This window comes from Bradyrhizobium genosp. SA-4 str. CB756, assembly GCF_000473125.1.
Lineage (GTDB): Bacteria > Pseudomonadota > Alphaproteobacteria > Rhizobiales > Xanthobacteraceae > Bradyrhizobium > Bradyrhizobium arachidis.
The window spans coordinates 6,254,336-6,268,370 of record NZ_KI421499.1 but is presented as its reverse complement, the minus strand read 5'-3'; the positions used below and the strand labels follow the sequence as shown (position 1 = coordinate 6,268,370).

11 protein-coding genes and 1 pseudogene are annotated in these 14,035 nt (G+C 57.0%); 6 read left to right on the top strand and 6 right to left on the bottom strand.

Annotation, left to right across the window (positions count from 1 at the left end; all coding sequences use genetic code 11):
- Positions 1-463: 463 nt before the first annotated feature.
- Positions 464-1,147, bottom strand: a complete 684-nt coding sequence (locus BRAGE_RS0130185; protein WP_141263418.1) for a hypothetical protein — start codon at positions 1,145-1,147, stop codon at positions 464-466.
- Positions 1,148-1,465: 318 nt separating this feature from the next.
- Between BRAGE_RS0130185 and BRAGE_RS55075 the strand changes: the two genes are divergently transcribed.
- Positions 1,466-1,729 (top strand): hypothetical protein, encoded by a 264-nt coding sequence (locus BRAGE_RS55075; RefSeq protein ID WP_167336531.1) that lies wholly within the window; start codon positions 1,466-1,468, stop codon positions 1,727-1,729.
- 583 nt (positions 1,730-2,312) lie between these two features.
- Here BRAGE_RS55075 and BRAGE_RS0130175 read toward each other — a convergent pair.
- Together BRAGE_RS0130175 and BRAGE_RS50025 are read right to left on the bottom strand one after the other, a co-directional pair.
- Complete coding sequence (locus tag BRAGE_RS0130175) at positions 2,313-2,633, bottom strand: hypothetical protein (RefSeq protein ID WP_027564844.1); 321 nt, start codon at positions 2,631-2,633, stop codon at positions 2,313-2,315.
- 17 nt (positions 2,634-2,650) lie between these two features.
- Positions 2,651-4,102: a hypothetical protein gene (locus BRAGE_RS50025; RefSeq protein ID WP_027564843.1), complete on the bottom strand. Its 1,452-nt coding sequence runs from the start codon at positions 4,100-4,102 to the stop codon at positions 2,651-2,653.
- 1,086 nt (positions 4,103-5,188) lie between these two features.
- On the opposite strand from BRAGE_RS50025, the gene BRAGE_RS0130165 reads away from it, so the two are divergent.
- Complete coding sequence (locus tag BRAGE_RS0130165) at positions 5,189-5,494, top strand: hypothetical protein (RefSeq protein WP_027564842.1); 306 nt, start codon at positions 5,189-5,191, stop codon at positions 5,492-5,494.
- Here BRAGE_RS0130165 and BRAGE_RS50020 read toward each other — a convergent pair.
- Entirely contained in the window at positions 5,474-5,740 is a 267-nt protein-coding gene (locus BRAGE_RS50020; RefSeq protein WP_035730221.1) for a hypothetical protein, read from the bottom strand. The two genes, BRAGE_RS0130165 and BRAGE_RS50020, sit on opposite strands and share 21 nt — an antisense overlap.
- A 2,926-nt stretch (positions 5,741-8,666) precedes the next feature.
- Between BRAGE_RS50020 and BRAGE_RS50010 the strand changes: the two genes are divergently transcribed.
- Together BRAGE_RS50010 and BRAGE_RS0130135 are read left to right on the top strand one after the other, a co-directional pair.
- Positions 8,667-9,455, top strand: coding sequence for a hypothetical protein (locus tag BRAGE_RS50010; protein ID WP_051378155.1), 789 nt, complete (start codon positions 8,667-8,669; stop codon positions 9,453-9,455).
- A 131-nt stretch (positions 9,456-9,586) separates the two neighbouring features.
- Entirely contained in the window at positions 9,587-10,522 is a 936-nt protein-coding gene (locus BRAGE_RS0130135) for a hypothetical protein (protein ID WP_027564839.1), read from the top strand.
- A 376-nt stretch (positions 10,523-10,898) separates the two neighbouring features.
- On the opposite strand, the gene BRAGE_RS57100 is transcribed toward BRAGE_RS0130135, so the two are convergent.
- Positions 10,899-11,102 (bottom strand): hypothetical protein, encoded by a 204-nt coding sequence (locus BRAGE_RS57100; protein WP_063617245.1) that lies wholly within the window; start codon positions 11,100-11,102, stop codon positions 10,899-10,901.
- A 309-nt stretch (positions 11,103-11,411) separates the two neighbouring features.
- Between BRAGE_RS57100 and BRAGE_RS50000 the strand changes: the two are divergent.
- A pseudogene (locus BRAGE_RS50000) lies at positions 11,412-11,795 on the top strand (IS1 family transposase); the annotation flags it as partial.
- Positions 11,796-12,038: 243 nt separating this feature from the next.
- Here the strand turns inward: BRAGE_RS50000 and BRAGE_RS0130120 are convergent.
- Positions 12,039-12,263: a hypothetical protein gene (locus BRAGE_RS0130120; protein WP_027564838.1), complete on the bottom strand. Its 225-nt coding sequence runs from the start codon at positions 12,261-12,263 to the stop codon at positions 12,039-12,041.
- Between the two features lie 299 nt (positions 12,264-12,562).
- Here BRAGE_RS0130120 and BRAGE_RS0130115 point away from each other — a divergent pair, with 299 nt between their 5' ends.
- Positions 12,563-13,750: a Fic family protein gene (locus BRAGE_RS0130115; RefSeq protein WP_027564837.1), complete on the top strand. Its 1,188-nt coding sequence runs from the start codon at positions 12,563-12,565 to the stop codon at positions 13,748-13,750.
- The last annotated feature ends 285 nt before the right edge of the window (positions 13,751-14,035 follow it).

The window sequence follows — 14,035 nt, the reverse complement described above, 5'->3', positions numbered from 1 at the left end:
CAAACTTGATTGCTCCGGGAGCAAGGATCTCGGCATGATACTGCCCACGGCAGATAATAATGTTTGCCAAAAGCGCATGAGCGCGTTTGAGTTGCACGAACAGCTTTCGACTTTGTAGCGGTACGGCGAGAAGTGCCTTCCCACGATCTTGCAATCTGGCAGTTGGACCAAAGATGGCCGAAGTCACATCCTTGCCAGTCTCACAGGCGATCGTTGCTGAAATTCATCCCGCAAACGTCGCGCCAAAAAGATCGATCGCCTTATTGATGCCACCCGGCCCGAACTTCTTGGCTAGGCCGAGCATCGTCTTCTTTATAACTCTATCTGTTATGGCCGGGTCGCAATTGACCGGATGCAAATGACCATCGTGCGCCTCTTGTATGGTTCTTGCCTCTTGCCGCTTCTTCGATCTCTGCGACTGTAACAAACGGTATCATCGCAGCCTCCTAATGGCCTTGTTGAATCAGCGAAGCGTGTTCTGCAACCTAGTGAGTTGAGTATTGATTGAGCTTGTTAGAAGCTGCTGTAAGAAATCATGTGCGTAAGGATTGTAGCGGTTACGCGCTCTCGCTACGCGCATCGGCTTTCCGACGTTGGGACCAAGTGCGAAGGCCAGAGTGATTTTGTCTGTGTTCACCTGAGAAAAATCTGCTAGTGCAGAGATGTTGTTGAATCTCACAAGCGTCCACGTCGGTCCTGTCGCGGTGATCTTCTTTGTGACCACGAATTGGATTGAGCCGCCAAAAACTCCCGCGTCTGTCAGCTTGCGACTTTCGTCCAAATCTGCGGTGCTGTTGGCCATTGCGACCATGTCGATAATGCCAAGCGTTCCGGCGAGGGGGGTGTCCGCAACAAGCGGGCATTCATGAGGATCGACGCCGTTCTTCCAGTCCAGGAAAATCTTCCGAGTCGAAAGCTGAATGTTTTCGGTGAAATTGTGCTCGCGCGATTCGCTCAAATTGGCGCTGCCAGCAACGGTCAGCGTAGTGGCAGCAGCAGCCAGCGGGGTTACATAGGAAAGGCTAGGTGTAAGGCCGCCGGTATCATTTACATCGAGTGATAACGACACCTCTACATCGTAGTCACCATCCAGCAAGAAATTTCGACTGAACGTCACGGGATCAGTAGGTCGATCATCCCGAACCATATCCCGAATCTCGCATTGAACTCGAGCTACGATCGACGCAACTGTTGGCTGGCCTGCCTTGTCATAAGGAACGTCGTAACGGGGGACGGCACAGCCGGAGCACGCGCCAAGTAAAATGAGGGTTAGAGGAAATCGGTACGCGTAATGCAATCGCTTGCCCCCCCCAACAATTAGTTGCAAGTGCGTTTATCGCACTAACCCTAAGCGCACTCACCCGGTCTCCAGTGGCACACCGCGCCCAAGGCTCTCGCCCGCTCGCAGCAGTCTTTCTTTGTGAGATGAGGAATATGAAAGTCTGCCTCGCCCGGAGGCTTGATCGTGCAGCAACCGAGCGCTCCCATGCGCTCTGGTACTGCCGCGCGTACCTGCGCTGTGGTTGCAGCCTTCTTCTTCGCTGCGGTTTTTCGTGTGGCGCCCTTTTTTTTGCGAGCCGCTTTAAATATACGCCTTTTGGCAGCTGCTTTCTTTCCGCGAGAACCGCTCTTTGACGGCCTTTTCATCGAAGCCCCTCTAAAAAATGCGCCCAGCAATGTAAAGTTGTTAAAGCATCAACAGATAGCAATCACGCCAAAATTGCAATAGCGAAGACTAGTGTGCTGGCGTTAGGAGGTGCGGGCAAATAGCCCTAAAACGCGATGCCCTAGTGCTCCGTCTTGCCGCTTTGTTTCACCTGCTGTTCGTGCTCGTGGCTAAGCCCATGTGGAGCACGGGTGGTTCGCGGGGCGAACGATTGGTTCGATCAAGAATGAGCATAATTGTTTTCCGCAATATATGGCAGGGATGATCATCTACGTGAGAAGCGAGCTGCGCTGCAGAAGTTCGAACTCATTTGAGAGGGTAGCTCAGCTGACAAGCCTGTGGCCTTTGAGCTGACGATGCTCGGAACAGTCTGGCGTCCGCTGCAGGACAGGGCGCATGCACCGTTCCTTGCTTATCGCCCAGCAATGGACGAGGTCATTGGACGCCACTTGGCTCGGCAGCGATATCAGGCTTGAATTGGATGTCTGGCATATCCGCAACGGTACCGGTCTGAGCTCGTGTGGCCGCTTCGACCAATATCTCGGGCGAGCCACGTGCTGCAGCATACATCAATATCGTCCTGCGGCGCGTGACCTCCATCGTTTTTCCGCGGTCGGACCCCGGCAACGGGCGCGATGCGCTACATTCAATCGGGGCATCCTTGATTGATCCAGTCGACGATCTCGAGGACTTCAGGGTCGGGTATGAACGGACCGCCCTTGGGCATCCGAAGCGCGGGGCTGCTGATACCCGTTCGCAGATCCACGACCAGATTCGTACTCGCTCCGTCGTGCCCGATCAGCTCAGGTTGGATTAGGCGCTTTCCGTGCCCGATCGCTGCGAGCAGGTTTGCCTTCGTATCCCATTTGAAACTGGCACCGTGGCCACTGAGATCGGCTTCCCCGTTGGCTTGCTGCCACGTCGCCATACCTTGATCGAGAATTTCCTTCACTCGCCCGAAACCCATTTTCCCCTCCCTCGCGGCTACTTTGAATCGATGACGAACTTAGAGAATATGTGACTGACGTTCAGTTTCTTCGCCTTCAGGACGACGTTGCCGTTCAGATCCTTTACGACGCGGGTATCGTGACAACTGAAACAGTTCACGAAACTGTTCTGAGTGAAGGACTCCATGGCCATGCTGGAGAGGCCGTCTTCACCGGCGACGACCGCCGCAGGATCGTCCGTGGTCATGCCTGCCGGATTTTCAATCTTCATGCCGGCCGCAAAGCGCTCGGGCTTGTCCATCCAGATCGCACCGACGAGTCGGTAATTGCGGCGCGGATCGTTCGGCGCATTCTGCGCGAAAAGCGACGTCATGGACTTGTTGAGATCCACGATATCTTCGTCTTCATCCGTCCCGGCGCCAGCGGATTTCGATCCAGGAAACATGCGATAAATCGACGTTTGTAGCGGCTTGCCGCCGCTGAGAAACGTCTGGCTTCTCTCGTCGAACGACGATGCCATTATGGCGTCCGTCAAGAACTGATTTGCCGCGGAAGCAAGAGTGCCACCCTTGTATAAAACGAAGTCTTGCGCCTTGACCGGGCCATCCACGCCGCCGGGCAGTCCGTTATCGGGAGATGGTTGGGAAGCGGCGGCTGGTGCGAGGTCGCGCGTGCCGTTCGCGTCGACGTGCTCGAACGTCGCCCAAACGAATTCCGGATGCCCGTCTGGTATAAAGACCACGTGGAGGGCGAGCAGCGCGACGGTCTCGCTCCGCGGTGGGGCAGTTTCGTCGACTTCTAGGAGCTGTCCGTTGCGCTTCAAGGTTGGGACACTCGCCTCGACTGTGATGTAGTTCGCGGGAACGTTTCCCTTTGGGACGACCCGCCAAGCCGATTTCAGCTCAACCGCTCCTTTCGGGAGTTCGAGGTTTGGGTCGGCGTTCTCGACGGCGGCCTTGCTGGTCAACTGCTTCGACCGGACAAAGTCAGCGAAGGTCTGGTTCATATGGATCGCGTAGAAGATCGGTTGGCCGCCTTGATCGATTAGAAGCCCGGCGAAACCCGCCTGGCGCACGCCCGCGTTTATCGACGTTGCGCTGTTCGGTCCCGGAAGCCGCGGCGTGTCGGTCGTAGGATCATTCGATCCTTTTAGCGCGCGCGGTGCCAAGGCCAGCAAGTTCAGCCTTTTAGCCGCGAACGTTGGTGCGACGGCAGGCCCGAAGACGTCGCCGATGGTCGAATAAGACAAGAAGGCCGGACTTCCGTTCGTGGGCTGGGCTGCGAGCAAAAAGTTCTGCCAGGCTGGCTTGTAGAAGACGCAGTCAGGCTCCGGATGGGGGGGCGGCCGATCAAACGTCGGAGCTGGGGTTTTCGGTAACCACTGAGGATCGGCGACGCATTCTGCGTATCCCGCACGAGGCAACAAGGCACCCACGATGAACAGGACGCTGATCCGAAGATAGAAAAACAGAGACGGACTATGAGCCACGGAATTCCCTCCGCGAGGTTGAAACAAAAAATCGGAATATCGAAGTCAGGTCTAGAGGGAGACGTCGGAATTAGAGGCAGTTGCTATCGGACCGCGCGTCGACGCCGTCGAGTGGGCGCGATTGAACAACAGAAGAAGTGACACGATGCTGGTAACGATCAGGAATATTGACCATAGGATTGTTACGTGGTTGTGCCGCAATTTTCAATTGCAATTTTATCGGGGCGGAAGTGTTTCGTTCTTTGATCGTCGCGTCTCTCTTGCTGTCCAGCAATTCAACTCGCAGCGATGCAGCGTGGCCTGAAGGACTACGCTTAGAGCAATACGACAGGCTTTTTGACATTTGTCGGCATTAGAAAACCGAACGTTGTTGTCAATCGGATGTCAGCTGACACGTAACAGCGGTGGCGACGGCCCCAACCCCAGCGGACCTAGGCGATGACTTGGAAGGAAGTGGTCGGCTGATGGCGACTTAAGGCACCGGAATGGCTTGAGCCACAGGTGCGCGACGTGTCCTCTCCGTGATCGAGACTTCCAAGCGGCTGAATAGTGCGCGGAGTGTTGGGCTCTTCCTGTTTTGCGTCGCTGACGAGCTGCACAGAAGTGATGCGTTGACTCATGCTTGGATGGACGATCGCGGCCGTGGCATGCGCCTCGCGTAGAGGCCACCCTTCGCTGTGATTGCGAGAGATTGGTCACTTAGCGCCACCGGTTGTCTCTTTGCTGAAGAGGCCGTTGAACCTCATCTCGCCGCAACTAGCTCAGGCGGACGACCGACCTTGTCGAGTTGTAAGCTAAGATCGGCATCGATCCGTATGAACGGCCGGCGTCGCGTGAGCGCGAGGCGTTATCGCTCTCACCCGGACCCAGGGCGACGGACCAGCAGGGGATAACGCAACCTAGAAGAGAGCTCGTAAAAGACGGGTTTGGACACGCCCAGGCAGTTGGCACATCTAACGTAAATAAAAGAGCTTGCCGCGTTTTCCCGGTCTGCTGTAGAATCTTCTTCATGTGAGGATTCGAGGGAATAGGCTCCGTTCAGTTCCGGATTTCGCAAATTCATTTGAACTTCTGTGGGGACACGCGATGGCTAAGCCTGCCGTTTCCCGTGACGCCTTTCGGGGCTTGTTCGCCTTTTATGCGGCCAAGGCCCACCATGATCACAACGGTATCGCCGAGGGCCGGCTCCTCAAACTATTCGGATCGAGCGAACACATCCCCGACGGGCTGTTGGAGTTGTGGTCATCTCGGACCGAGCTGATTGGCTCGGACGCTATTGGCAACATTATGTCACCACTCGCTCATCAGATCCTGGACGGCGCCGCACAATACAACCACGCCAGCGACTTCCTTCGTCGACTGTTGCGAGAGTTAGACCAAGACGACCATTAACCGCGATTGCGAGTGGCTGACGCTGACCTGTGGGAGGCTACTCTGACGGTGTTGGCCCATCGCCTGGATGTTCGACGCTTCACCTCGAAACATGGCGACGAGCCAATCGCCGTCCCAAAGCTCAACGTCGTGCCCGCTATAGATTTGTTCGGCTCGACGTCCCGCCGCCTGCTCGTCGATGCAGTCGAGCTTTGCAGCGCAAATCACTTGCCTGTCTCTGTCCACCACGAACACTTTGTACCGCATGATGGAAGTCCCATCCTCTAGGGGGCCGCCATCGTAGTCGATAGGTTCGTTTAAGGCAGTGCTAAAGAAAGCGCTGGCGCGAGGAACGTTTGTACGCGTGGCAATTCGGCTAGACCGGCGTCCGGACTCTTCGATCCCGACGGCGCCTACCGTAATACAGGCCGGTGCGGTGCGCCTCAGGGTGCAATCTGAATGCGTGCCGAAGCGAGCGGCTCGAGCTCAACATGGAGAGCATCGCCAGCATCATCAAAAGTGCGCCCAGCCAAGTTGCCGTCCGGCTCGGCGCCTCGTTGCGGGCCTCTGCAATGAGCATAAGCGCGTCGATCGGCGTAGTCGGAGCTTCGGACCCAGTCAGCGTATCGTTGGCCTGCGCGGCCGCTAGAAGTGGCGCAACATCGAATTGATCTTGGCTCGACACCGAGAACGTGGGCGGGCGGCATGTGCTCGGCGATGGGGCTCGCCGACATCAGAGCGGTGCTCGTACCGAGATCGCGGTCCTAATACAGCGCCGTGCCAGCCGCACAAGGCCGCAAACGGTCGTGGAGACGAGCTGCCGCCGGTCGCCAGAGATCTCACTTTTGGTTTCTTGCGCGACCTGTCGCTGACTTATTCGTGCTGCGGGGACGGCTGTTAAGAATTGGTTTAGTTCCCGGCATGATCATTAGGGACCACAAGGGACCCGAGCATGCAATTTCGCCATGCGAATACCTTGGAAAGGATTGAGGCGGTCGACGATCGCGGACATGGCGAGGTCGCGTGGCCCGTCACGCTCGACCAACTGGATTTCTCGACCTCCAATCGTGATGAGATCCAGGCGCTGTTGGCGCCAAGCGGCCATTCAAAATCCGCTATTTGGGTCGTCGGGGTCGCATTGGTTGGAGGCTTTGGATTGGGGTGGGCTGGTGCTTGGTATGCCCCAGCAGCTGTCTCAGCTGTCTATCGAATTGCTCAGATAGAAACGGCTTCGCGCCGCATGCCGGACACAAAATTGAGCGGTAAGGTCGAAAGCGCCCGAAAGCTAGCATCAGAATCAAGCTGGCGAACACCGCCTCGTCTAAGTCAGTCCGCCACAGTCACCGCGAACCTTGCTCCGAAGTCTCTGACTAAAGCGTCGAGTGGGGCGCAATCGGGGGATGCTGTTGAGCCGGACATGTCTGTGACGGGGGGCGGTCCGGCCTACGACGCCGCTTATGTCGGTCCCCGAGACACCGCCGACGACTGTGGTCGGCTGGGCAGTCCTCGACGTTCGCGGCGGAACGGCGGTGCTTGAAGGGCCCGATGGGATTCGAATGGCTGCACGGGGCGACGTGATCCCCGGCATCGGGCGGGTCGACTCGATCGTGCGATGGGGCAATCGTTGGATAGTTGCGACAGCAAGCGGCTTAATCTCGACGCGATAGGTATGCACGCTTGCGACGAAAAGGTATGCCATACATTTTGGCCGTCCACTCACCAGATTGGATACCAAACAAAAAGGCGTGGGCGAGCCGACAAGGTCAGTTCAACTGCAGCTTGCCCGAGCTGAGCGAGTAGGACCGGACCTTCGCGGGGGCTGGTGGACCGCTTCAGTTGGCCCCGCCGGCTTCCGCAGAAGACGGCGGCGATCGGGCCTCTCGCAGCTTATGATTGCAAGCCGCCTGTCTGGGCAGAGGTTAGCCCGTTTGTTTTCCTGCTGAAAGGGAGAGGATGTGGAGCTCACGCTCTGCCTGCTCCTTCGTCAAATTGGCTGCCCACTCGCTTCCAATCAGCGCAGGCCCCTTGCGCTCTCGATCGTAAACCATCCAGCCTAGACTTCCCATCCGAACCACAAATCTGCTTAGCGACGGCGCATTTCCAATCACAAATGGCTCCCAATTCCCTGCTGTGCCGGCAAATAGGTCGTGCCGCCTCTAAGGCTTTCGTATGCGAATCCAGTCCAGGAATGACCCCGACGCTCAGGAGAGCGGCATAATACAACTACGGTAACATAACGGCCAATTCGCTGGATGGTTGTGAACTGGTTCACAGGAAGGCCGCGGTCCGCCGCGCCGCGACTAAGTTTAACAGCGCAACTTCCGGACCACCTATCGTTCCCCCGGGGATCTGGACACGTTGGGCGGCGCTGTACACGCAAAGCGGATGTAACAGCGTTGACGGAATAAGAGGAATCCAGGGCGCCCCGGGTGGCAGGAGGCGCGGGTAGGCACTGAGGAACGCTAGAATAATCAATGTTGGAAAGATCCCGTTGCCCACGAGCGCGTATTCCTTCTCCGCTCCCGCAGGCGCTAACGGGGCCGTCGGAGACGGAGGGCTGGGTTAGCAAGGTGGGGACGGAGGACATGGGAGCTTGAGCTGTGGAGGAGGACACGGGGAAGCCACTGGTTCCTCAAGGCCCCAAGGGGCCGATGGGACCCGTAACTACTTTGCCGGCGGCTACGGGGTTGTTGATCATTCAAAACCTTGATCTTGCCCAGGTGATTGACGCTGCGAGAAAGCACCGAGCCATCATGAAGATCCAGAATCAGGCGCATTTGGAATTGAAATCGGAGCTGCTCATTTCTGAATAAGGGCTCCAGCCCTCAGCGGGGACTAAATTCCCCGCTCATTTATTTACGTTCGTTCGTGACGCTCGTTCATCTGCGAGAGGTTTGGCGACGAACGCGACAACGCGTGTCGCGGCGAAGTCAGATGCGTTGAGTAACCTTCCTGAGATCGCACAAGCAGTGCAAATCATTGCACCTATCGACGCTTCATGAACTGCGAGACTTTCCCGACTGTGGAGAGCCATTCGGGTGGATACGGGCTCGGGTCCCATGATCGCCGGTCCGCTTACTCACCCGCGTTTATCATCTTAACCTGTGATCCAGTTCACTCTTCGGCATCAGGAAAGCGGTAGGATGTGGTGAGAGCGCCAGGCTGACTGGGGCGCGGCTTAGGGAGGACAATCATGAAAGTGATTCGTGCAGCTCAGGCTGGACAGGGCGGCCAGGTCACCATTGCCTGTATCAATAAGGCAACCGTCGATCTGGGTATACCTTTTGAAAAGCTGACGCGAGCGCTTCAGAAGTGCTATGACACCTACTTTCTCCCAGTGTGGGGCTACCCCGTAAAGCTATACAATACCGACGCTGCAAAGCCCTCTGATTGGCAATTTGTTTATTTCAACGATGCCGACGCGGCTGGTGCGCTCGGCTATCACGACCTCACAAAAGGCGGACAGCCCGTTTCCAAAGTGTTCGTCAGAACCACGTTGGCGGACCACCAATTGGTCAGCGTCACTGCGTCGCACGAACTGTTCGAAATGGTGATCGACCCGCTCGCAAACCTTTGGGCGGAAGCGGCAGACGGCACCGAGTACGCTTATGAAATGAGCGACCCGGTCGAGGAAGATACTTTTCTGGTCGACGGCATTCCGATGTCGAACTTCGTACATCCGGCCTGGTTTGAGCCGTTCAAGCACCCGCCCGGCACCAAATTTGACCATCTTGGGCTGCTCCGAAAGCCATTCAGCATGACAAGAGGCGGCTATGTGATCACGAAGAAGAAGGGAGTTGTAAGCGAGCAATTTAGTTCGCTCGCTAAGAGCGCCCGTTTTGCACGTGAAGATCGCGTCGGCCATCGCAGCGAACACCGGAAGCGAGAGGATGGTCTGCGCATTCCCGACAATCGCCGGAAGCGGCCAGTCGCTGCACACGGCACAAGCGCTGTGGAGTCGGCACTGCACGCCAGATCCTGATTAGGGAAAGGCGCCATTTCCGAACCCATTCGATTGGTAATAAGCATCCTGGGGACGCCGACGAGTAGTTTCTGACTCTGTTTACGCCTAAGTCCCAACTGAACAGATCAGGGATCCAAGGGAGGGGTAGCATGGCCGATGAAACCACGCTCTATCGCCTATTCAGCCAACTTCCTGAACTCGAGAAGCAGGAACTCATGCGTGCCGCAGGTGTGTCCGATACGCGGCCATCGGTCCTTAAGAAGGATGGATATGGAAGCGTTCCGGAAGGTGAAGCATGGGTGCAAAACAATCGTAGCAATCTCGCTCCCTTAATCCTCAGATGGATCGACCCGTCCGATGATGACGTCGCTGCTCTGGTGAATCAAGGAGACTTGAAAGTCGGCCACGCCGTATCCGAAGGAGTTGCCACAGCGTTCAAGGTACGGTTTTCTTCGCCGTCGCCCACTGATGAAAATGGGATTCCTCTTGGCGAACTCGCTGCCGATGCAGTTGCTTTGAGCCAATTGATGATTGTCCTCATGGCTGCTAATCGGCCATTTGGGGTGTCAACAGTCATGCCTCACGCCCAGGTCAGTGCGGGATCCGTTTCGTTCGCACTTGCTGGACCGGGTCTGTTGGGTTTTGGATTAATGGTTGTGGCGGCCTGCGGTGCAGGCATCATTTCCGCGCCGGTTCTTCTCCCCGTCTATGCAGGTGGCGGCATACTTGCGGCCGCGGGCGCGATTGAGACTGTTCTGAACTGGCGTCGCACCGTGGCCGAAACCAAGAAGGTCGGCCAGGAAACCCAAAAGATAGAAAAGGAGCGCAGTCTTCTCGACCTGGAAAGCTTAAAGAGGGAGCTTGAAATTCAAAAGCTAAGATTGGAAGTCAGGGCAGCGGAACCACCGGCGTCGTCCCTTGTGCCGCTAGATCAGGTGAAGCACGCCGCGCATGAGGCAAACGTTCCGTTGGGCTATGCGCTTCATATACTGAACCGAACCCTACCCACGTTTTTCGTCTTGCAGGGCAGAATGCCTGAGCGAGCAATAACCATTGAAGGACCTCTTGGGCCGCCACGACATTGACGGGCAGCACTGCTGCAGCGCCTATCTCGTGCACTCGTCGAGCCGCTTTCGTCGAAAGTATGTCAGCGCCGGTGCCGCGCGGCATCGAAGAACCCCATTCGATGATCTTCGCTCATCGAGGGTTTGCGTGGCGGCGGCACTATATTTGCAATCGTTTCGGCCAGAGCGTGCTTCCCGTTCGCAGGTATCCTGGATGACGAGCACGTCGGGCGCATTCTGATCTAAGAGCTGCGCAATGCGGCGGTAAACACACCTTGCATTTATGAGGGCCGCGGGTCTCGCGGATTCCCCAGTCGAACGGCGCTGAGTGGCCGTCGAACACGATGAAGCAAAAGCCGCGGTGTTTTCGTAAATGGAAGGGACGAGGGAGCGTGGATCAGGCTGGATCATGCGCTTGCTTGAATGCGGCGCCGTTCGACCCGCGCCAATAGTCGCTCGGTCGCCGCCACTGACGGGTGGTGGCGTCGAGGAGCCGTTGCTCGACGTCCTTCCAGCCCGCATCCGGACCGTATAGCCCGTAGGCATCGGTTTTCTGAATTTCGACGATGCGGCCGCATCGACTGCAGGAGGCCCGCAGCACGTGCTGGTCGATCTCCGAAAGCCTCCGCGACTGGATAGCTGGATAGGGGGACCGGTCTGTCAGCGTCGGCGCCGGCGTCCTTCAGGACGGCATCCCAATATTCGGCCGGCATCGGGTCCGCCGGGCCTGTCTGGCGTGCGTTGGGTGCGTCCCTGCCGCCGGCGCCGGCCATCTTTTCCGTCTGCTTTGAGGTCGGCGTGCGCCAGCTCGCGGGCCTTTCGGAAGCCGTCTGTCGGGTCATGCCTGAGTTTGAAATTTGGCCGACTTGACTAGGCCGCCGATGCGGCTGGAGCCGTGGTATCCCACAGCGACCCGCAACCGCAGAAGCGCTACAGCCCCGCAAAGCTGATCGGCATCGATAAGGACCTGATCCTTGGTTCGCCTGACGTCGCGCACATTTCCATGTCCTACGTGGAGCGCCAGGATCTCACCATGCGCATGTCGATGCGCCGCTTTACTCGGCTCACCAATGCCTTCTCAAAGAAAGTGGAGAACCACTATCGCGCACTCTCGCTCTATTTCGTCTGGTACAATTTCATCAAGCAGCATAAGACGCTTCGGATGACGCCCGCGATAGCCGCCGGCCTTGTCTCCTCTCCGCTGGAAATGAACGACATCGTGATGCTAATCGATCAGCGCGAAGACCCGCCGAAGAAGCGCTCTTACCCAAGGAGAAGAGCCCTAAAACTATAGGCTCCGCCAGCTACTCCGGCGAACAACAGAAATGGCTTTAAATTTCCGATCGCCTTGAGGGTGTCCGGGACGAAGACGCCAATTAGCAGGATCAAGGAGCTTGCGAACGTACCCGCGTTGAAACAGCGATCAAAGATCGCTTTATTCGCGTCGGTAGTTTGAGGTTTTCTGAGAAGATCTAAGAGGTAAGCGAAAATTACATACAGAATGAGAACGGCGCCTATAAATATAAAGACGCTATCCTCATCTCTTGGAACGACCCACGAGAAAGTTTGCCACGACAAAACCGGTAGCCCCGCCAACTACGCCGCTGATGACACCGAGACCGAATGATAGCCTCGATTCGCTAATGAAGCCTATGATTGCACCGACCAAGACAATAGCGAGCACGGCGAAGCCAAAAAAGGCCTTGAAGCCTTCATTGAAGCTCACGCGGGGGGTCGCGATTTCATGGAAGAAGTGGGACATGATGTCACCAGCCTAAGCGGCATACTCTCTCTGGTTGTCTACTGGAGATAATCTCGAAACGTATGTCAACAACAGGTTTACTGTTAGGTTCCTTACGGTATTTTGACACCGTCAGGCGACAATAATTCAAGCTGAGGCAGGGCCGTCTCTCGATTGGAACATATAGAGAACCTAAGGTCGAGTGGGCACCGCCACTTTTGCGAAAGCCAAAATAAGCGTCCCGCGATCGCGCCATGTTGTGGTCTTTATCAAAAAACCAAAATATAAATAGGAAGTTCGGCCTTTTAGTTTGGGTTCCAATGAAGCGCAGCGATCTCAGCCATACGATCCGAGAGACCCTGAAGCGGCTGCCGCCGCCCTACGATTCCCATTACGGGATCGTGCCTCCGGCGCCACCAGAAGACGGCGTGTTCGCTCCCGGAGCGACGAAGGCCCTCGAAGCCGCTCAGGCGGCCTTCGGCAAGGTCGACGCCATCGCGGCCCAAATGAAGGACCCCTACATCGTCAGCCGGGTCCTGACCAGACGCGAGGCGGTCAGTTCCTCGTCGATCGAAGGCACTCAGAGCACTCTCGACGAATTGCTTTCCGTCGAGGAGACCGGCGACAATGGTGCCCGGGACGAAACGCGCCAAGTCCGCAACTACGCTGTCGCCTTGGACGGATTCATCCCGAGAGCCGCCAAGGAAGGCTACGGCGTATTCACGATGGACCTGATCAGGGATCTCCATCGGGCCGTGATGAAGGACGATCCGGATTACCAGGACGTTCCCGGCGAACTTCGAGCGCGCGTCGTGTGGATCGGCGGGAGTAAAGACATCGCATATTCAAGTTGGAATCCTCCGCCTCCTGCCGATGTTCCTGACTGCCTCGCGCAAACGGTCGACTACCTCCGGAATGAGGGGATGCAGCAGATGACGCAAGGGTTCATTACGCGCATGGCGATTGCTCACGCTCATTTTGAGGCGGTGCACCCCTTCCGGGACGGCAACGGTCGTGTCGGTCGCCTTCTGCTTCCGCTCATGATGGCTGCGGAGAAGCATGTGCCCCTGTACCTTTCACCTTACATCGAAAGCAAAAAGGGCACGTACTACGCCTCGCTCAAGGATGCACAACAACGGCTCGAATGGGAGCCCGTCATCACCTTCATGGCCGACGCCGTGACCGGTACCGTCGAAGAGCTCATCCGGACGCGCACAGCGCTGTCGGAACTATCCGAGCGATGGAGGGGCCGCCGAAAATTCCGAAGGGGATCTGCGGCCAGGAGAGCGCTCGACGAACTTCACAATTATCCGGTGGTGACGGCAAAGCGGCTTAGCGAACTGCTCGATGTCACCCCCGCACAAATAAATCAGGGCATTGCGCAGTTGGAGGAAGCCGGCATTCTGCACGAGCGGACCGGATACGCACGCAACCGAGTTTACGCCGCTCCTGAAGTGCTCGCAGTGATCAATCGTCCCTTCGGTGAAGAGCCTGTTCTTCCAGAATAGGATGAGTCGAGGGGCCCCAACGGACCGCCGCCGATCTTTTTGACCTGCCTTGAACGGAGGCGCCCACGCAATTACGATCCTTCCCATGGCGCGGGCGCCTCTCGATCAGCAAGAAAAGATGGGCGACAACTGGCGAGACAAGAAACAGCGACTACTACTTCCCCGGTCACATCAAAGGCACGCACTTCAACGACGGCTCGTGGGGCAAGCTGAAAAAGGAGCTCGACAAGAAATCAGGTGTGCAGGATGGCAAGGACGGGATCTTCGGCGTACTCTCCGATCTAC